This is a genomic window from Rhodospirillaceae bacterium, from assembly GCA_040219235.1.
Classification (GTDB): Bacteria; Pseudomonadota; Alphaproteobacteria; order Rhodospirillales; family Rhodospirillaceae; genus WLXB01.
Genome location: JAVJSV010000012.1, coordinates 367,590 through 387,262, shown reverse-complemented (window position 1 = coordinate 387,262; position 19,673 = coordinate 367,590). Strand labels below are relative to the sequence as shown.

The following is a 19,673-nucleotide window of genomic DNA, read 5'->3' as shown; positions in this document are numbered from 1 at the left end:
ATGGCACAACAGCTCCTGAAAACACTTATTGCAGCCTATCAAGCGATCATCTCTCCCCTGCTCGGGCCACGATGCCGATATCATCCAACCTGTTCAGATTATATGAGCCAGGCCATTGAGCAGCACGGTGCCTTGCACGGTGCCTGGCTTGGCATAAAACGTCTCGCTCGCTGCCATCCGTGGGCAGAGGGTGGCCACGACCCTATCCCTTGCCCACTTCCCTCCTGCGCGCGCGCGCATGCCGCGCCGCAAGATCAACCCTCTTCTCTCACCAGAGCGAAAGCGGAGTCATGACCGACCAACGCAATATGTTTCTAGCGATCGTGATTTCCATGGCCATCTTGTTTGGCTGGGATTACTTCTTTTCAACTGACCCCCTGCCTCCGGAAAATGTGGCCGAGACGGCTCAGGCCACCGCCTCTGGAGGATCTGACGCTGCACTGCCACTCGCCCAAGGTCTCGGCTCCGCGCCGGGCATGGTCACAGCCGTTGATCGGGACTCGGCGATTAAAGCCACTGCGCGGGCCCGCATTAATACAGAAAGCCTGCATGGATCCGTGCCACTGAGCGGCCTGCGCTTCGATGACCTGACCTTGGTGAAGTATCGTGAAACCACCGATCCAACGAGTCCGGAAATTAAACTGTTGTCACCGGCCGGCGCGCCGTCGCCTTACTACGCTGAGATTGGCTGGCTCAGTGCGGATAGCTCACTCGCTTTACCAGGGGCTGACACAAATTGGACGACAGGCATTGAGACCCCAGAGTTAACAACTGATCGACCTCTAATTCTGACCTGGAACAACGGCGCTGGCCTAACCTTTCGCCGGACGATCACACTGGACCGGAACTATATGTTCACAGTCTATGACGAAGTCGAAAATACAACTTCGGCGGCCGTTTCATTATTTCCCTATGGTCTCGTCGCTCGCACCAATACGCCAGACATTCAAGGCTTCTTCATTCTACACGAAGGACCCTTAGGTGTTTTTGATGAAACATTGAAAGAACTCGACTACGACGACCTGCAAGAAACCCCTCTGGAAACAATCAGTTCAAATGGGGGTTGGATCGGCTTCACCGACAAATATTGGCTTACCGCCCTTGCCCATGATCAAGACCAAGCCATCGAAGCAGCTTTTCGCTACAGTTCTCCGGACGGGCGTGACCGTTACCAAACCGACTTCAGGGCGAAAGATGCACTTGTCGTAGTTCCAGGGACAACCGCCAGCACCAAAACTTATCTTTTTGCAGGCGCCAAAGAAGTTCAACTGCTTGACGGTTATGCGGAAGATTTGGGCATAGATCGGTTTGATTTGGCCATTGATTTTGGTTGGTTCTACTTCCTGACCAAACCGTTCTTCTACTCCTTGATATGGCTGAAGGGGGTTCTTGGTAATTTTGGACTAGCCATTCTCGGTCTGACCATCGGCCTGCGCCTGCTTTTGTATCCCCTCGCCGACAAACAGTTCCGCGCGATGACAAAGCTGAAGAAGCTGCAGCCAGAGATGAAAAAACTGCAAGAGCGCTATGCTGACGACCGCACCCGCATGAACCAGGAATTGATGGAGCTTTACAAGCGCGAGAAAGCAAACCCGGCGGCCGGGTGTTTGCCCATTCTTGTTCAAATTCCAATTTTCTTTGCGCTTTACAAGGTACTGTTTGTCACCATCGAAATGCGTCATGAACCGTTTTACGGTTGGATCAACGATCTATCGGCTCCTGATCCGACAAGTATCTTCAACCTGTTTGGATTAATCCCGATTGACCTCCCATCTTTCCTGATGATTGGCGCTTGGCCCATCATCATGGGGATTACGATGTATCTACAACAGAGGCTAAATCCAGCTCCGACAGACCCCATGCAGGCAAAAATTATGAGCTTTTTGCCGTTCATTTTCACATTCCTGCTGGCGACGTTCCCCGCTGGTCTGGTGATTTACTGGGCGTGGAGCAATGCGCTGGGTATTCTTCAGCAGTGGATCATCATGCGCCAGGCTGGCGTAAAAGCCTGACACAATTGGAGCGGCTGCATGCCTGAAATCGCAACCCCGGACTTTGCGGCGGATGAAGCGCGCTTTCGTGAAGAAGGACGCAAACTGTTTGCGGGAGACTGCACGTTCATCCTGGGGGCGGCGGCTTTGACTCAAGTGCCCGACAGCGACTTGCCGGAAATTGCGTTTGCCGGTCGCTCAAATGTTGGAAAATCGAGCCTGGTTAACAGCCTGACCGGTCGCAAGACATTGGCGCGGATCTCCGTCACACCAGGGCGCACTCAACAACTGAACTTTTTCAGCATTGGTGACCGGCTATTGCTCGCTGACCTGCCTGGATATGGCTACGCGCGTGCGCCCAAAAGCGAAGTGGATGCCTGGACCAGACTGGTTAAAACTTACCTGATGGGACGGCAGCAACTCCGTCGCGTGTGTATGCTGGTGGATAGCCGCCATGGCCTCAAAACCAATGACCGCGAAGTCATGAAGGACTTGGATGAAGCGGCAGTCAACTATCAGATCGTGATGACAAAGTCTGATAAAGTGAAGCCGGACGCTTTGGAACGCACCGTTGCGGCTGTCACCGCAGAGGCGGCAACGCATGCAGCCGCCTTCCCAGAAATTGCGGTCACAAGCTCTCACACTGGAACAGGTCTTGCAGAACTTCGGGCCAGCCTGTCACAATTGGCTCTGCCCATCGCAAGCTCATAAACCTAATAATATAGATCAAACAGCGCCCTCAGAGGATTCATGTCAACACAAGACAATCACGCCGAATGGTTAGAAAAAGCCGGAATCCTTGCCGATGCCCTGCCGTATATGCGGGAATTCGCCGGAGAAACAGTGGTGGTCAAATACGGTGGCCATGCCATGGGAGACGATTCGCTCGCTGCAGACTTCGCTCGTGATATTGTCCTGCTGAAACAAGTGGGCCTGAACCCCGTGATTGTGCATGGCGGCGGACCGCAAATTGGCGAAATGCTGGAGCGGCTTAAGATTCAAAGCACCTTTGTCGATGGGCTAAGGGTGACCGATGCTGCCACAGTCGATATCGTAGAAATGGTGCTGTGCGGTTCTATCAACAAACAAATCGTGACGGCCATCAATGGGGCCGGCGGGTTTGCCGTTGGGTTGTCTGGTAAAGACGGCAACCTCATTAAAGCGCGTAAGCTGCGTCGGTCTAAGAAAGATCCAGGCTCGAACATCGAGAAGATTTTAGACCTAGGTTTTGTTGGAGAACCGGACGAGATAAACCCCCACATTCTGCAGACCTTTGAAGAATCCGATATTATTCCTGTGATTGCGCCCATCGGCGTCGGCAGCAATGGCGAGACCTATAACATCAACGCCGACACCTCGGCTGGCGCGATTGCAGCCGCGCTCGGCGCGGCCCGCCTGCTGATGCTGACAGATGTTCCGGGTGTCTTAAGTGACACCAAGCAGTTGATGCCCGAGATCACAGTCGAGCGCGCACGCACACTTATCCAGGCCGGCACCATCTCTGGTGGAATGATCCCCAAGGTTGAAACCTGCTTGAAGGCTGTTGAACAGGGTGTCGATGCTGCTGTGATATTGGACGGGCGTGTGGCCCACTCGGTGTTACTAGAATTGTTCACGCCGCACGGCGTCGGCACATTAATTCGCTAGACCCTGCATGATGGTTTCAAAATCTGACCTGTCACATCTCGACCTGTCGCATATCGACACCTGGGTGTTCGATTTAGACAACACCCTCTACCCGGCTTCAGCCAATTTGTTTCCTCAAATTGACGCTCGGATGAAAGCCTTTATTTCAACACTGCTTGATATTGATGCGGACGCCGCCTTTACAATTCAGAAACAGTACTACCATGAGTATGGCACCACCATGCGCGGACTGATGATTCACCATCAGGTCGACCCCATTGCCTTCATGGATTATGTCCACGACATAGACCATTCTGTTTTGCACCCTGACCCCCACCTGAAAGACATCATCGACGCCCTACCCGGACGCAGACTGATCCATACGAATGGATCAAAACAGCATGCCATTGGCGTCCTGACTGCGTTGGGCATTAAAGACTGTTTCGAAGCTATTTTTGACATACAAGCAGGAAATTTTATTCCCAAGCCCGATCCAGACTCCTATCAGAGGTTCTTGACCAGTCATGTTTTTGAACCCAGCACAGCTATTATGTTTGAGGATTCAGTAAAAAATCTAAAGCCTGCTGCCGAGCTGGGTATGGTGACTGTCTTGGTACAGCACGAGAGCAATGCTGCATCGATAAGCCCAGACGAGCACTGCCATTACGTGACGGAAGATCTTACCGCATGGCTGCGGTATGCGACGGAAGTAAGTTAATAGACTTAGCCGTCGCGCGCCTCTTCCATGAAGAGCTCAACCTGCCACATCATCTCTGACGTCGTGGCATCATAACTTCCGTCGGACCGCGGGGTAATAATCTCATTGGGTGGCACGCGGCCCAAGGCCATCTGAAGATGCACCGCATCTTGCGCGCTAAAACCAGCTTTCCAACTCAAGGCTTGTATCGCTTTGGCACTGTTTGAATTTACAGCCGCCGTGACAGCCTGCATAGATATACCCGCCAGTTGCGCAACTGCGACAATCGCAAAAGATATATTCTCGTCATCTAAAGCAGATAGCACTTGCTCGGCTGTCAGTTGACCTTGGCCAGCAAGAGTTTCCACTTGCTGCTCGGCCAAAGCTAAAGACTCATTATCTCCCATGCCCTCGCTTGGGTTGGGCGGCAGCAAACGTTCGTTCTTTTGATCGTCACGCAATTTATTGCGCACAATATCTTTTAGGTGGCTGATCGTCTCTTTCGGAAAATCATCACGCGCGGCGAGGCTTTCAATAAGCGAGTCCGCAACAAACCCAGCTATATGCAACGCTGTCTCTGGGGCAATATCTCGTCGGCGCACCAGAGGTTCATGCCACGATGTATGGCCCGGTGCTGCAGAGACAATCGCATCCAGAGTTTCCTCGCGAATCTGAGCACTTTCATTGCCAAGCAGAGCCGTGACCGCACTGGTGTCTCCAGTGTGATAGATAGCATCCGAGACAGCAAAGCTGACTCCATAGCGTTTAGAAATTGCGCTCAGAGACGCACTTAAAGGACTGCTGGCTATAACCGACAACAGGTCCTCATCAGTGAGCACCGGCGAGAACTGCAGGACGGGTGCGGCAACATCACTATCTTTATCATGGGCTAAAGTCAGAATGATGTCATGCGGCGCGGTAGGTAGCAGCTTAAGTGTTTCGGACAACATCCTCCGCACTAAAGGCAACTGATCGCGAGCCAGCAGCGTTAACGCCTGATGAGTTGTGCGCCATGCTTTGTCTTTTTCATCTTCAGTCAGATTGGGTAAAAGCTGACCGAGACGATCTGCCAGATCACTACGGACTTCACTGGCTGAATCCTCGGCCAAGAGCAGGTGTGCTTTTTCTGGCGTATTCGGATTAACAGTAACCGCGCGCCGCACAATCATATCTGGGTCGCGGGCCAGAAAGTATAAAATTTCAGGTTCAAGGTCCGACCGGTTGGCGAGCGCTAAGCGCACGTCACTGTCTGGATGATCGAGTAGATCTCTTGCTTGCTCATAGTTCAGAGCATGGTCATGACTGCCCAGCAAGCGCACCAGTTGGTCCTTCGCCATGGTCATGATGCTGACGCTTCTTTCGGAGGCGCTGCAATGGAAAATTGCCCCTTGCCTGATTTTTTAGCGTCATACATGGCACTGTCCGCGCGCGCCAGTAACTCATCTAAGGGTTCAGGGTGATTGCGCACCAGAACTGCAATCCCAATAGACATACCAAGGGGTTTATCTGGTGACGCAGAATACTCCCGAAGTTCCTGCGCGACCTCTAGAAATTTTCTGGCGCGGTTTTCAGCGATCTCTCTGTTCGCGCCATTCAGGAAGACTGCAAACTCGTCCCCCCCAAGTCTACACACTAAATCTGTTGGTCGCGTTTGAGTTACCAGAATATCACGCAATTTCATTAGAGCTTCATCGCCTGCCTGATGGCCTTTGGTGTCATTCACGGCCTTGAAGTTATCAAGGTCAACATACATCAAGGCCGCATCATCTGGCGCACGGCCCAGACGGTGTAATTGTCGCGTCAATGCTTCTAAAAATGCACCGCGATTCAAAAGGCCCGTCATCGCATCGGTTCGAGAAATCTTGAGGATACGCTCATGATGAACCAGTTGCTCAATTGTAATGCCAATCTGATTGGCAATATCGCCAATCAGCAAGCGGTCATCATCGTTCCACGGGCCGCGCTCGACCCGTCGCCAGAGTATTACGGCACCATTTAGAACCCCTTGATAGCGGGCAGGCGCTGCCAGTATTTGCCAGTTTTCTTTACTTATTTCAGCAGCACCTGCTCCGGCAGCGAGGGAGTCCAATATCGGCCGATGAGAATCCCCTTCGACGTGACCATAGGTTCCGGCCACTGTGAAGTTCTTAAATGTATAACCGCCGTCATCAGATGGGTCCTGAGACGTTAGGCGAAAAATCTGACAGCACTCCGCGCCCAGACCCCGCGCAAGAGTCTCCGCCGCTGACGCAAGCATGTTCTCAGGATTCACCTCATCGCGGAATGATCGAACGATGCGCGTCAACACCCGCTCGCGATTTCGGACACGGGCTAACGTTGCTTCTCTTTCGCGTGATTCTGTTACGTCGCGGCAGACACCGCGCGCACCACGCCACGTGCCATCAGCCGTTTCCAACGGCATTGCGGAAATCACCACACAAGCCGACCGACCATCAGCTCGCTTCAGCCACACCTCATTATTTTCCAACCGCCGGTGCGTAAAGAATGGAGAGTGGCCACCGCTGGAAAACTCCATCGCCAGTTTTTCTGGGTCAATCTCAAGCAAATCAGACGCTGCGTATCCAAGGCCACCGCGCGGCGAGACAAACGCAAACCGATGATCTGTATTGGTTTCCCAGGCAAAATCTGTAGATATATCGACGAAATCTTTGTAGCGCTGGCGAGAATCAACTAGGGCCAAACGCAGTGATGTTTCTAAAGTAGCATCCCGCATCAAAATAGACGCACCCCCCCCCTCTAAAGGCATAACTGTGAGGTGAAGCGTTTGCGGTCCGTTCGCTCCAGCAATCTCGATTTGCTCGACCAGAGGACGCCCATTGATCGCTGGCGCTGCGCTTTGAGAAATGAGGTCCTTCGTCTGCTCATCAATGGCCGCCAGAAAAACTTCGGCCGGCGGATTAAGGGCTGACAAAGAACCAGCCCCGGAAAGCTGGAAGAGTGGTTCTTGATAGAGGTCAAAACTAGCACTCGCCAGAACATATCCCCCGCCAGGGTCTGTGGCATCTGTATCGACCGTCTTACCCATCACTGCCCCCCGTTTCAAACCGAGCCAATCATTCTAATCGTGCAACAGTTTGAAAAATATGATCTTTTTATACCGAGACTGGCGCAATTTGTGAAACGGTTTTCCCCCGCAATCATTTCGCGCAATGATCACCGTATGACTCAAATAAGACGCGATGGAGGCCGTTGACTTGATCGGGGCTGTGGCTATGGTCTGCCAACTTTGTGACGTGCGTTTCAGCGATCAGCGCCACCGCCCATGGGAGCAATAAAAACTATGAACATCAAAGCCTTACAAGACCGCGTTGAAAGCGCCTGGGATGCCCGCGAGAGCATTTCCACCACGACCACCGGCGACCAAAGAGAGGCCGTCGTCGAAACCCTAAGCCTCCTGGACAGTGGCGCTGTGCGGGTTGCCGAAAAGAGTGGCGGGAAATGGATCGTCAACGAATGGTGCAAAAAGGCAGTTCTGCTCTCCTTTAGTTTGAACGCCATGCGGCTGCAAAATGGCGGACCAGATGATGGCATGTGGTGGGATAAAGTCCCTTCGAAATTTAAGGACTGGACCGAAGCTGAATTCTCTAAAGCCGGTTTTCGCGCTGTCCCGAGCGCGGTTGTGCGACATTCGGCTTACATCGCCCCCGGTGTGGTTCTTATGCCTAGTTTTGTAAATTTAGGCGCTTATGTCGGCGAAGGTACTATGGTCGACACCTGGGCCACTGTGGGAAGCTGCGCGCAGATTGGCAAAAATGTCCACTTATCAGGTGGCGCTGGAATTGGGGGTGTCCTTGAACCCTTACAAGCCAGCCCGGTCATCATTGAAGACAATTGCTTTATCGGCGCTCGCTCTGAAGTGGTTGAAGGAGTCGTGGTGGAAGAAGGGGCCGTTCTGTCCATGGGCGTATTCATTGGCTCGTCAACGAAAATTATCGACCGCAACACCGGCGAGATATTTATGGGCCGCGTGCCAGCTTATTCTGTGGTTGTGCCCGGCGCCCTGCCCGGCAAGCCTCTGCCAGATGGGTCACCAGGCCCGAGTCTATATTGCGCCGTGATCGTCAAACGCGTCGATGCGAAAACGCGCTCCAAAGTTTCTATCAATGAGTTATTACGCGAATGACTGATGTCCCGGCGCACTTCGAGCGCGTCACCCTTAAAGAGCCACTGCCCCTGGCCCAAGCGCTGATTCGCTGCGCCAGCGTCACGCCTGAGGACGCTGGAGCATTAGATGTGCTCGAAGCAGCGCTTAAAGCATTGGGCTTTACGTGTCATCGCTTGCCTTTTGAAGAAAACGGCACAGCGCCCGTCGATAATTTGTATGCACGTCTCGGCACGGCAGCTCCAAACTTTTGCTTTGCCGGACATACAGATGTGGTGCCCGTCGGCAATGGATGGACCACAGACCCTTTTGCAGGGGATGTGATAAACGAGCATCTATACGGGCGCGGTGCGGCTGACATGAAAGGGGCCATTGCCAGCTTCGTAGCAGCGACAACACGCTATCTCGATGAAAACGACCAGCCGCCTGGCTCCATCAGTTTCCTTGTCACCGGTGATGAGGAAGGCCCCGCCATCAACGGTACCAAGAAGGTGTTGGACTGGTTAAAGGCGCGTGGTGAAGTTCTGGATGCCTGCCTGGTGGGTGAGCCAACAAACCCCACCCATCTCGGTGAAATGATCAAGATCGGGCGGCGCGGCAGCCTGAATGGAAAGCTGACCGCCTTCGGCACACAGGGTCACGCTGCCTACCCACATTTGGCAGACAACCCCATCACGGCGCTGTTGAGATATGCCAACGCGTTGACAGCCCAACCGCTGGACGAGGGAACAGAAACATTCCAACCCTCAACCTTGACCCTAACGTCGATCGATGTTGGCAATGACGCAACCAACGTCATCCCGGCAAATGCGCGATTGGCATTCAATATTCGGTTTAACGACAGTCATACCGGCGCAAGCCTCTCCGAATGGCTTCGCACGACTTTGGATGCCGTAAGCAACGGCGCAGTGTATGACCTGGACATTCAAATCAGCGGCGAGTCTTTCGTCACACCACCGGGCGCACTCAGCACATTGATTGCGGAGGCCGTAAAGGCCGTAACACAAAAAACACCTGAACTCTCGACCAGCGGCGGCACATCTGATGCACGGTTTATTCGCGCTGCATGTCCTGTCTGCGAGTTTGGCCTTGTTGGCCTGACCATGCATAAGTCTGATGAGCGGGTGGCGTTGAACGACTTGAACGATCTGACAGAAATCTACAAACGTATTCTTCAGAGCTTCTTTTCATCATGATCACGCTCCATGATTAGCACCAAAGAAGCTGCCAGTGCGCTCTACGGCCTGTGGCGTATTGCCCGCTGGGACGACAAAGCCTTCGATTTTTTTAATGCGACAGAGCAAGGCTTCTGGCGCTCGTTTATTGCTGCAGCATTTGTTGCCCCATTGCAGGCGATCTACCAGATCAGCGTGTACATGACAGCCGAGCAACCCCCGGCTGCACTGCGCATGTTTTTTGTTGAAGGACTTGAGTACATTACGCTTTGGCTCCTCTATCCGGTTGCCATGCTGTCTGTGGTCAAGCTATTAGACCGTAACGCAGAGTTTTTCCGTTACGTGGTCGCCTACAACTGGTTTCAGTTGGCGGTTGGCCTTATCGCCATGCCAATCATTATCTTATCGCAACTTGAGTTGCTGCCACTGGCGATCTCCGGCTTTTTCGACAGCATGATCTTTGTCGCTTATGTGACGTACGCGGCCTTTATTGCCCGCGAGGGATTAAGGGTCACGCTGGGTACTGGAATCGGCATTGTGGTGCTCGACATCCTGCTGACCCTGCTGGTTGGTCAGGTCACGCTTAGAATGCTGTCTAGCTAGGGTAGCGGACTTCTGTAAGATACAAGCCGCCCGGAGGAGCAGTCGGGCCACCTGCTGCACGGTTTTTTGCTGCCAGGGCCGCACTGACATCAGCTGCGGTCCATTTGCCTTCACCGACCAAACTCAAGGTCCCTACCATGTTGCGCACTTGGTGATGCAGAAAGGAGGGGGCTTTAGCATACACTTCAATAGTCTCACCCTGACGGCTGACATCTAGCGCATAGAGGGTTTTAACCGGCGTTTTGGCTTGGCACTCGGTTGCGCGGAAAGACGAAAAATCATGCTCCCCAACCAGGCGCTGGGCGGCCTTATGCATGGCATCAACATCAAGGTCACGGGATAACCACCACACCCGGTCTTTGTCGAGTGCAGCCGGCGCGCGGCGGGTGAGAATGCGATAAACGTATCTCCGTTCGCAGGCATCAAAGCGGGCATGAAAACCATCAGCCACCTCTTCTGCCTTGACCACAGCAATCGGATGAGGTCGCGCTAAAGCATTGAGTGCGTCTTGTACTTTACGGCCCGAGTCATTGCGGGAAAGATCCACATGCGCAACTTGCGCCAGGGCATGAACACCTGCATCCGTGCGGCCTGCGCCGTGAACAATGATTTTTGTCTGACAGTAGGCTGAGGCAGCCTCTTCCAGAACCTGTTGCACGGACAAGCCGTTCAACTGCCGTTGCCATCCGCAATAATTGGTTCCGTCGTATTCAATGGTGAGCTTGAATCTTGGCACTCTAATACTGCCCCGCCGCTGCCAGCCAATCTTCACTGAGCATCGCCCAGCGTTCGTGGTCGCGCCAAATCCCGTCGATTTGCAGAAACTTTGGCGAGAAGCCCTCTTTTCTAAAACCGAGCTTTCGAATCAAGCCAATAGATGCAGCATTGGCGGGTTGCACATTGGCCTCAAGACGATGCATGCCAAGGGCTGTAAAGGCATGATCCAACACAAGAGCTAAGCCTTCCATCATGAGTCCCGTTCCGGCCACATCGAGATCTGCGTAGTAGCCTAGCGACCCGGATTGAAAACCGCCCATAACGACATCGTTGATATTAATGACACCGATCAACCTGTCGTCATCATTTTGCCCGACAAAAAAGCCATGCGTGCGACCATTGTTCACACGCTCCAGATACATTTTATAACGACCCGCGTCGGTTGCCGGAAAAACCCACGGCTGGTGATACTTTACATTTGACCGGGTCATCGCCAGGTAATCCCCACCTGCTTCGCGGCTGGGCGCAAAGAGATGAACGCGGTCTCCACGGGCAATGTCTTTGCGGCGACGTCCGAACATGGGTGGGAATCCGGTTTGGCTTGTTCAAGGTTCAGGGAGTGTCTACCCGACCCGGGTCCCCAGTGGCAACTTAAAGCCCCGCAGGAAAGCCTCGGTCTCCACTGGCCCTTTACCCGCGCGTTGCACTCTTAGGGGGCGAATCCCTCCGGAGGCACACGCAATCAAAAAATCTTCAGTTAACAACGTTCCAGATTCTGCGCTCTGTGAATCAGGTATTGGGACCGCTTCAGCCAGCAAAATCTTAATCCGCTGGCCATTGATTTCAACAAACCCACCTGGAAAAGGCGATAAGCCATGAATATGCCTGACGACATCCGCTGCAGCCTTATCGAAAGCTATAGCGGCTTCCGCTTTATCAATTTTAGGGGCGTACGTTACACCCACATCGGGCTGAAGCTGCGCTTTAAGAGTGTTGTTTTCACAGCCCTTTAAAGCTGGACCGATGAGCTGTGCGCCCAGCTCTGACAGTGCATCATGTAAACTGCCCGCCGTTGTCGCGTCAGTAATAGCCACAGACTCACGCAACAACACCGGCCCTGTATCAAGCCCGGCTTCCATCTGCATGATCGTCACACCGCTCTCGGTATCACCGGCCATGATCGCGCGTTGAATCGGAGCCGCGCCGCGCCACCTTGGCAACAAGGACGCATGAACATTTAGACAGCCTAAACGGGGCACATCGAGAATGGCCTGCGGTAAAATCAAACCATACGCCGCCACAACAGCAGCATCAGCTTTATGACTCGCAAATTCCGTTTGAGCCTTTTCTGACTTAAGACTTTTTGGCGTGAAGACTGGAATACCAAGTTCGTCGGCGCGCGCATGCACAGGACTGATGCGTTGCTTTTGACCCCGACCAGAAACGCTGGGCGGTTGTGCATAAACAGCGATGACTTCATGGGCAGCAGCCAACGCTTCCAAAATCGGTACGGAGAAGTCGGGTGTTCCCATAAAGATTAGGCGCATATCCTAATCTGTCTCCGCTTCCACTTGTTTTTTGGTCTTCTTGAGCTTACGCAAAATCATGCCACGCTTCAGGCCAGAGATATGATCCACAAACAAAACGCCATTGAGATGATCCATTTCATGCTGGATCACGACCGAAAGTAGTCCATCTGCGTTAAGTTCTTGTGTCGTATTATTTTCATCCGTGTACCGCAGACGAATCTGATCAGGTCGCACAACATCTTCGTAGTATTGCGGCAAAGACAAACACCCTTCCTCGTGCACTTTGGTTTGCTCGGAAGACCAGATGATCTCTGGATTAGCAATAAGGTATGGAGCTGGAGGGTCATCGCCCCGGGCCGCATCAACCACAATAATGCGCTTGTGAACGCCAACCTGTGGGGCTGCCAATCCAACACCCGGCGCGGCATACATGGTTTCCAGCATATCGCGCATCAAGAGAGCTGTCTCAGCGTCAACCGTATCGACCGGGACACACGTCTTCTTCAGCCGTGGGTCGGGAGCAATGATGATGTCGCGTTTTGCCATAGCGTATCAGTCTCAGATCAGCATTTATCCTGGTGACATAGTCCTGACACTCTGTCGGGTCAACCTGTGGCCGTGTCAGATCAACCTGCGGTCGTGATGGCATGAACACCCAAAACACCGCTGATGACGATTAATACAACGCCCGTGCCTTTGAGAATCGACACACGTGAGCCGCCTTCAACCTCTGACAAACTTGCTAAGCCAGCACCCGGCGCAAACAAACATAGAGCGCTTTCCAGCAGCAGGAGCCAGCCGATCACGGTCAACAGCAGCGGCGGACCAGACCAAACATTGTGGAAAAAGACAATAACTCCACCAACACTCAAGCTGATCAGCCCGTTCAACCGCACACCAGCGGTACCTCGGGAGGCCAACCACACGTAATACGCTTGCCACAGATGCGGCGCATACAGCTGACTTAATCCAGCAACAGCAAGGAGGATGGAGGCAATAAAAATAAAGGGCTCAGTCATTTCCCTTAGATAACACCTAGCCCTTTAAATAGCACCTCACCTTAGAATCTCACGCGCGCGCGGTAGTCAATCACGACCTCACCACCGGCAGGCACCTCAACAACCCATTCTGCTTCACCTTGAGATTCTTTATGAGACATACTTTCTTCAATGATTTCCCAGTCCCCCTGCATCGGCTCAACCACCCGCACAATCTGTGCCGTGTCTTTTGCATTACTCACAGTGATGCCATGGGCAGAGATCGTGATGCGATCAGACGCTCTTAGGAACTCTCTTTGCTCACGGGCAACGGTGATGTCGAAATCTCGCCCGAGGGCAAAGCGAACCTCCTGTCCGATAGGCGTATGCATAACATTGTCTTCGCCAAGCAATTGGAGTGCGCCGGTAGAATCCTGTCCGTAAACACGCACGGTGCCCGATGGCAGCGGCGTGCCTACGCCTTCCTCTATTGAATTATCAAACACCAAAGAGCGCGTTGCTTGGGATGTCCTTACTTGGCCATTCATTGGATTGCGGGTTGCATACTCTTCCCCACGGCTGACAAGTTCGGTTTCTACACCGATTTGATTTGCTGAGAGCAGCGCCAACTGCTTGGTCTGCCGATCAGCCAGGGAGACCGGGCGGTCAATCGCGTAGAGATGAAACGCGGCCAGGCTTTCTTGCTGCATCTGATCTGCGACTGGACCGCTGCGCGCGGACATTTCCATGGCTCGCATCATCTTTGGTTCGGGAGCAACACGATTGATGTCGCCCGCCACAAGCTTAAGCGTGGCCTCTGGAAAATCTGTTCCTGTTGTATTTGAAATGGTTGCCCAGGCCGAGAGATCGATGGTTTTACTGTCTACACTGAGCTCCGCCACATAGTCTGCGCGCCATGTTAGGCCGTTGGTGAGGTAACTCAAGCCAGCATCAACTGTCGCAGCGGCCTCGGTGGCAATAGACGCCACAAGCGTGGGTTCGGCCCGAACCCCAGGCGGTAGCGCATCAAACACCAATCGTCCTGGAATTTCTGTGGTGATGCGACCATCAATATCCAGCACCACGCCATTGGCAACAGATAAAACGATGGCTCTGACCTCAGTTTCCTTCCCGGTCGCCGGATTCACGCTGAAAATGCTGACTTCCTTTCCAACCGAAGCCTGTAGCAACCCGGATTGATTGACCACATCGAAGTCGAACACCTGTTCCTTCACCGTGAAGGCGCCGCTGCCAGATTGGAGCAACGCCGTGTTCGGTTGAAGTCTCGTGCTGACATCCGCAAAGGCAAGCTCGCTATCGCCCTTCGGCAAATCCACTTTGCGGGTATCACGCACCAGGGCCAGATCACCGTTATAAACCGTGACCGCGAGATCTGTGCGAGCGGATGGAGGAACACTGAGTTCTTCTGCCGAAACTGGCGAGATAAAGAAGATGGCGATAAGAAAACTCAAAATCGAACTTCTATGCATCGACATAAACATGGGCCTCATAGACAATGGCCTCTCAGCCGTGGTTTCAAAGTGCGGTGTAAGTTAGGGTGATCATCATGGCACGGGTAAGGCAGGGCGCAAGCCTATGAATTTTCTAACACACTTAGGGCTCAGCGGCACCGAATTTGGCCTCATTCTGGCCGCGTTGGGGGTATTGATACTGCTGCTTGTTCTGATCATCCACAGCCAAAAAACGGGCCCAACTGCCGCCGTACACATGAGCGGGTTAACGGAAGCCTTGAGCCGGTTGGCAAGCGATCAAGCAGAACTGCGCGGTCAAATCAAACTGATGACCGAAGGTCAGGAGACCAGCCGCAGGCAGGTTGCCGAACAATTGCAAAAACAGGAACGGGAAATCAGTAAAGCCCTGACCGAACGATTAGACACTGTCAGCCAGCGCGTTGGCGAGACCTTGCAAAAAACCAACGAACGAACCGCCACATCTCTGACCGACCTGCAGAAGCGATTGGCCGTGATTGATGCCGCGCAGAAAAATATCACAGACCTCTCCACCGACATCGTCGGACTGCAAGACATTTTGTCAAACAAACAAGCCCGTGGGGCCTTTGGTCAAGCGCAGATGGAAGACATTGTGCGCGACATGCTCCCGGCCAATTACTTCAAGTTTGAGGCTGTGCTTTCTAATAACAAGCGGGTCGATTGCCTGATCACACTGCCCGGCGACCAGGGCGACATCGGGGTCGATTCCAAGTATCCCCACGAAGGCTTTGTGCGCCTGATGGAGGCACAATCCGACGAGGAGCGTAAAATTGCCAGCCAGGCGTTTACGCGCGATGTGATTAAACACGTTCAGGCCATTGCGGAGAAATACATTATTCCAGGTGAAACCTCAGACTGGGCGCTGATGTTTGTGCCCGCTGAATCGATTTACATGGAACTCCACACTAACTTTCAGAACGTCATTCAAGAAGGCTACCGGCGCAAAATCATTATTGCCTCGCCGTCTTCCTTCTGGGCGATTTTGCATTCCGTGCGGGCGCTGATTCGTGACACCAAGATGCGCGAGCACGCGGGCACAATTCAAAAAGAAGTCGGGCTGCTCATGGAAGATGTGACCCGTTTAGACAAACGCGTCGGATCGCTGTCCAAACACTTCGAGCAAACCGGCAAAGACATTGATCTCATTCAAAAATCAACCACCGGCATTATGCGGCATGGCTTGCGAATCAAACAGGTTGATCTGCAAGGTGATGGACCAAAAGCGGATGACCCGCTGTTGGAAGAGGGACTCGCTTCTGTCACCAATATTGAAAGTCATCGCTCATAGAGCCATTTCAATTTTAAGATGTATCACTGTAACTTGACATACCTTATTGCGAGCCGCATATCAGACTAGCAGCTTAAAAGCTTAGTCATTGACTCACATCATCCGGCAAACTGTTTGGCCGCGCTGAGAGGACGGACACCCTTATGGAATTATCTTCAATTTTTGCAATCGCCTTTCTCGTCCTTGGCATTGTTATCGTTTTTAAAGCCGTTGTTGTGGTTCCACAGGGCTGGAACTTCACCATTGAACGCTTTGGCCGCTTTACCCGAACCTTCTCACCCGGCTTGCAACTCATCACCCCGTTCATCGAGAACGTCGGCACAAAGATGAACATGATGGAACAGGTGTTGGATGTGCCATCTCAGGAAATCATCACCAAAGACAACGCCATGGTCACGGTTGACGGGGTCGTGTTTTATCAAGTGCTGGATGCTGGCAAAGCCGCCTATGAAGTGCGCGGACTGGAACTCGCCATTTTAAACCTGACCATGACCAACATCAGAACGGTAATGGGCAGCATGGACCTGGACGAATTACTGTCACAGCGCGATGCCATCAATGCGCGACTGCTCACGGTTGTTGATGAAGCCACCAACCCCTGGGGCATTAAAGTCACCCGCATAGAAATTAAAGACATCTCCCCCCCACGCGATTTGGTGGAAGCCATGGGACGCCAGATGAAGGCCGAGCGCCTAAAGCGGGCCGAAATTCTGGAAGCCGAAGGAGACCGGCAGTCTTCAATTCTACGCGCAGAGGGAGATAAACAATCCCAAATCCTGAAAGCAGAAGGCGAGCGGGAAGCCGCGTTTCGGGAAGCTGAAGCGCGTGAGCGTTTAGCTGAAGCGGAAGCGAAGGCCACAACAATGGTGTCAGAGGCCATCGCGAAAGGTGACGTCCAGGCCATCAACTATTTTGTCGCACAGAAATACATTGAAGCGATCAGTAGCTTTGCTGCCTCGCCCAACGAGAAACTGGTGCTGATGCCACTGGAGGCTTCGGGTGTGATTGGGGCCATTGGCGGCATTGCGGAGTTAGCAAAATCAGCGCTCGCGGACTCAAAAGCGGCTGTTGCAGAAACCCGCGCGGCCCGCATTCCGAACAGTGGAGAATAGAACCGATGGAAGGTTTCCTGGCGACCCTTGATCATTGGAATTGGTGGATTCTGGCCCTGCTTCTATTTGTTGTCGAACTGGCCATGCCCGGAGTCATTTTCCTCTGGCTTGCTATCGCTGCGGCGCTGACTGGTTTTTTGGTTTTGCTTATCCCGTCCGTGGGATGGCAGATGAGTTTCATTATCTTCGCCATACTCAGCGTGATCGCGATTTACATCGGGCGCAAAGTTTGGACGCCAGGCAATACACCATCGGATGACTCAAAACTGAATAAGCGTGCCGATCAATACATCGGGCGCACGTTTACGCTAGACACAGCCATGGAAAATGGCCGTGGCAGACTGCACGTTGGTGATGGCTCTTGGCTGGCGGAAGGGCCGGACCTGCCTGCTGGCGCTCATGTAAAGGTGGTCTCCGTGGACGGTTCAGTGCTTAAAGTCGAGCACGTTCAAAGCCTGTAAAGCCTGATCTCTCTAGTAGGCTTTTATTTGACCGAAATTACTTGGAAGACCTGGAACTGTACTGCCCCGTTGAAACCGCTTCGGACTCCGGTGGCACTTCGATACGCACCGTTTTGGTTTCACCCGATGCGCCAGGGAACTGCTCAAACAGAGCCTGAATAATATACGGCATCACCGGATCAATCTGTCCATTGGTGCCTGTACTCACTGCAGACCCCTCGAACAAACGCTTGGGTGCTTCAGTGCCATAAGTTCCGCCTTCGTAAATCACCATATCAACACGGCGCACGTACATCTGCTTGGTTGTCGTGCGGTTGTCATACGGTGCTCCAAAACCATAACCGAAATGGCTATGGCGATTACCAAAGCCAAAGCCATAACCGAATCCGCTATCGCGGGATTTAATGTCTGGGCTTGGCCCTTCGACAGACCACTTCAGCGTCACAACCAAGTCCGGTGACGCCCGACCACCATCAAACGCGCGCAAACCTAAAGACGACATGCGTTGCACAATCAGCGTTGAGTAATCATCAAAGGCAAGGCTCTCACGTTGCTCATCATCAAGCGGAACAAGCGCAAATGTTTGACCCGACGGAGACGCTGGCAGACTGTGGTGACGCGTAACATCAGACACGACATACTTAGGACTGGCGCATGCCGCCAACCCGAGAGTCATCACTGTTGCTGCTAAGATGTGCCTTACCATTTGCTGCCTCATGTCTTTAGTGCCCTTAAATTAAAAGCGTCTAGTGTGCGTGCAGTACAATCATACTACATCGACACATAGTTTTGCCACTTCACAGTCACGTCACATTTTATAAATAATTCATTACGCTGAGAATGTGGCAAGGGCATGGCGGCGGCTGGCGTGAAAAGTCAGGCGAGAAGCCATCGTGACGGCAAGGTTTATGGTCAGGGTTATAACTTTAAACCGGGCGGCGTGCTTTTAGGGCCGCAGACAAGGTGCCGTCGTCGAGATAGTCAAGCTCTCCGCCAACGGGAACACCATGAGCAAGACCCGAGATGTCCACATCAGTCCCATCAAGGCGGTCGGCCAGATAATGGGCCGTGCTTTGACCATCGACCGTCGCACTCAGGGCCAAGATCACCTCTTTGACCTGAGCGGCACCTGCCCGCGCAACTAAACCAGCGATATTGAGGTCATCAGGTCCAACGCCATCCAACGGCGACAGCAGCCCGCCCATGACATGATAAAGGCCGCGAAAGGCGGCGCTGCGTTCCAGCGCCCACAGATCAGCAACATCTTCAACAACACAGATCACCGATGTGTCGCGCTTGGGGTCCAGACACAGCGCGCAGGGGTCCTGACTGTCAAAATTACCGCAGGTGCCACAGATTTTCACGCTTTGCGCCGCACGGTCCATCGACTGGATGAGTGGGATCATCAGAGATTCTTTTTTCTTAATCAAATCCAAGACCGCGCGTCGTGCAGAACGCGGACCAAGGCCCGGCAGTTTAGACAATTGCCGAATCAGCGCTTCAATATCAGGACCAGCCATGTGCGCGGCCTACCCTTAGAACGGCAGCTTAAAGCCTGGCGGCAAACTCAGACCACCGGTCAACGCGCTCATTTCTTCTTGAGTTCGCGCTTCAAGACGTGACCTCGCATCATTTGTGGCGGCGACAATCAGGTCTTCAAGCACTTCCGCTTCATCAGCCTTCAGCAGCGTCGGGTCTATTTTAATACGACGCATGTCTGACTTACCGTTCAGCGTCACTTTAACCATGCCAGCGCCGGAGGAGCCTTCAACTTCTATATCGGCCAGACGCTCCTGCATCTCACCCATCTTTTGTTGCATCTCTTGCGCTTGTTTCATCAGCGCGCCGAGGTTTTTCATAATG

22 protein-coding genes are annotated in these 19,673 nt (G+C 53.0%); 11 read left to right on the top strand and 11 right to left on the bottom strand.

What is annotated here, in order from left to right:
* From yidD to RIC29_12015, 5 genes are read left to right on the top strand one after another with little or no spacing between them, the layout of a single operon-like run.
* A complete protein-coding gene (yidD, locus tag RIC29_12035) occupies positions 1-294 on the top strand; it encodes a membrane protein insertion efficiency factor YidD (GenBank protein ID MEQ8735646.1) in 294 nt (97 codons plus the stop codon).
* Positions 291-2,012: a membrane protein insertase YidC gene (yidC, locus tag RIC29_12030; protein MEQ8735645.1), complete on the top strand. Its 1,722-nt coding sequence runs from the start codon at positions 291-293 to the stop codon at positions 2,010-2,012. Before yidD ends, yidC begins: the two co-directional genes overlap by 4 nt.
* Positions 2,013-2,030: 18 nt before the next feature.
* Complete coding sequence (yihA, locus tag RIC29_12025; GenBank protein MEQ8735644.1) at positions 2,031-2,702, top strand: ribosome biogenesis GTP-binding protein YihA/YsxC; 672 nt, start codon at positions 2,031-2,033, stop codon at positions 2,700-2,702.
* 39 nt (positions 2,703-2,741) lie between these two features.
* Positions 2,742-3,638 carry an acetylglutamate kinase gene (argB, locus tag RIC29_12020; GenBank protein MEQ8735643.1) on the top strand — a complete coding sequence of 299 codons (897 nt, stop codon included), beginning with the start codon at positions 2,742-2,744 and terminating at the stop codon, positions 3,636-3,638.
* Between the two features lie 7 nt (positions 3,639-3,645).
* Positions 3,646-4,335 (top strand): pyrimidine 5'-nucleotidase, encoded by a 690-nt coding sequence (locus RIC29_12015; GenBank protein MEQ8735642.1) that lies wholly within the window; start codon positions 3,646-3,648, stop codon positions 4,333-4,335.
* A 5-nt stretch (positions 4,336-4,340) separates the two neighbouring features.
* Here the strand turns inward: RIC29_12015 and RIC29_12010 are convergent, their stop codons facing one another.
* The gene (locus tag RIC29_12010) at positions 4,341-5,657 is read right to left on the bottom strand and encodes a DUF2336 domain-containing protein (GenBank protein ID MEQ8735641.1); all 1,317 of its coding nucleotides are present in this window, start codon (positions 5,655-5,657) and stop codon (positions 4,341-4,343) included.
* Positions 5,654-7,360 carry a diguanylate cyclase gene (locus RIC29_12005; protein MEQ8735640.1) on the bottom strand — a complete coding sequence of 569 codons (1,707 nt, stop codon included), beginning with the start codon at positions 7,358-7,360 and terminating at the stop codon, positions 5,654-5,656. The genes RIC29_12010 and RIC29_12005 overlap by 4 nt, the downstream gene beginning before the upstream one ends.
* 255 nt (positions 7,361-7,615) lie before the next feature.
* Here RIC29_12005 and dapD point away from each other — a divergent pair, with 255 nt between their 5' ends.
* From dapD to RIC29_11990, 3 genes are read left to right on the top strand one after another with little or no spacing between them, the layout of a single operon-like run.
* On the top strand, positions 7,616-8,458 hold the full coding sequence (gene dapD, locus RIC29_12000; GenBank protein ID MEQ8735639.1) for a 2,3,4,5-tetrahydropyridine-2,6-dicarboxylate N-succinyltransferase: 843 nt from the start codon (positions 7,616-7,618) through the stop codon (positions 8,456-8,458).
* The gene (gene dapE, locus RIC29_11995) at positions 8,455-9,633 is read left to right on the top strand and encodes a succinyl-diaminopimelate desuccinylase (GenBank protein MEQ8735638.1); all 1,179 of its coding nucleotides are present in this window, start codon (positions 8,455-8,457) and stop codon (positions 9,631-9,633) included. The genes dapD and dapE overlap by 4 nt, the downstream gene beginning before the upstream one ends.
* Before the next feature lie 9 nt (positions 9,634-9,642).
* Entirely contained in the window at positions 9,643-10,215 is a 573-nt protein-coding gene (locus RIC29_11990; protein ID MEQ8735637.1) for a hypothetical protein, read from the top strand.
* Here RIC29_11990 and truA read toward each other — a convergent pair.
* The 6 genes from truA to RIC29_11960 all read right to left on the bottom strand — a co-directional run bounded on the left by truA (position 10,208) and on the right by RIC29_11960 (position 14,934).
* A complete protein-coding gene (gene truA / locus RIC29_11985) occupies positions 10,208-10,951 on the bottom strand; it encodes a tRNA pseudouridine(38-40) synthase TruA (GenBank protein MEQ8735636.1) in 744 nt (247 codons plus the stop codon). The two genes, RIC29_11990 and truA, sit on opposite strands and share 8 nt — an antisense overlap.
* Position 10,952: 1 nt before the next feature.
* A complete protein-coding gene (locus RIC29_11980) occupies positions 10,953-11,513 on the bottom strand; it encodes a GNAT family protein (protein ID MEQ8735635.1) in 561 nt (186 codons plus the stop codon).
* A gap of 42 nt (positions 11,514-11,555) precedes the next feature.
* Positions 11,556-12,479, bottom strand: a complete 924-nt coding sequence (gene fmt, locus RIC29_11975) for a methionyl-tRNA formyltransferase (protein MEQ8735634.1) — start codon at positions 12,477-12,479, stop codon at positions 11,556-11,558.
* Between the two features lie 3 nt (positions 12,480-12,482).
* On the bottom strand, positions 12,483-13,007 hold the full coding sequence (gene def, locus RIC29_11970) for a peptide deformylase (protein MEQ8735633.1): 525 nt from the start codon (positions 13,005-13,007) through the stop codon (positions 12,483-12,485).
* An 80-nt stretch (positions 13,008-13,087) separates the two neighbouring features.
* Positions 13,088-13,480 (bottom strand): hypothetical protein, encoded by a 393-nt coding sequence (locus tag RIC29_11965; protein MEQ8735632.1) that lies wholly within the window; start codon positions 13,478-13,480, stop codon positions 13,088-13,090.
* Positions 13,481-13,521: 41 nt separating this feature from the next.
* A complete protein-coding gene (locus RIC29_11960; protein MEQ8735631.1) occupies positions 13,522-14,934 on the bottom strand; it encodes a DUF4139 domain-containing protein in 1,413 nt (470 codons plus the stop codon).
* Between the two features lie 100 nt (positions 14,935-15,034).
* Between RIC29_11960 and rmuC the strand changes: the two genes are divergently transcribed.
* The 3 genes from rmuC (at position 15,035) to RIC29_11945 (ending at position 17,810) form a co-directional block, all read left to right on the top strand.
* Positions 15,035-16,237: a DNA recombination protein RmuC gene (gene rmuC, locus RIC29_11955; protein ID MEQ8735630.1), complete on the top strand. Its 1,203-nt coding sequence runs from the start codon at positions 15,035-15,037 to the stop codon at positions 16,235-16,237.
* Positions 16,238-16,380: 143 nt separating this feature from the next.
* Positions 16,381-17,349, top strand: coding sequence for an SPFH domain-containing protein (locus RIC29_11950; protein MEQ8735629.1), 969 nt, complete (start codon positions 16,381-16,383; stop codon positions 17,347-17,349).
* 5 nt (positions 17,350-17,354) lie between these two features.
* A complete protein-coding gene (locus RIC29_11945; protein MEQ8735628.1) occupies positions 17,355-17,810 on the top strand; it encodes an NfeD family protein in 456 nt (151 codons plus the stop codon).
* A gap of 37 nt (positions 17,811-17,847) precedes the next feature.
* Here RIC29_11945 and RIC29_11940 read toward each other — a convergent pair whose 3' ends face one another.
* The 3 genes from RIC29_11940 to RIC29_11930 all read right to left on the bottom strand — a co-directional run bounded on the left by RIC29_11940 (position 17,848) and on the right by RIC29_11930 (position 19,669).
* On the bottom strand, positions 17,848-18,528 hold the full coding sequence (locus RIC29_11940; protein MEQ8735627.1) for a DUF4136 domain-containing protein: 681 nt from the start codon (positions 18,526-18,528) through the stop codon (positions 17,848-17,850).
* 208 nt (positions 18,529-18,736) lie between these two features.
* Complete coding sequence (gene recR / locus RIC29_11935) at positions 18,737-19,330, bottom strand: recombination mediator RecR (protein MEQ8735626.1); 594 nt, start codon at positions 19,328-19,330, stop codon at positions 18,737-18,739.
* Positions 19,331-19,345: 15 nt separating this feature from the next.
* Positions 19,346-19,669: a YbaB/EbfC family nucleoid-associated protein gene (locus tag RIC29_11930; protein MEQ8735625.1), complete on the bottom strand. Its 324-nt coding sequence runs from the start codon at positions 19,667-19,669 to the stop codon at positions 19,346-19,348.
* Between the last annotated feature and the right edge of the window lie 4 nt (positions 19,670-19,673).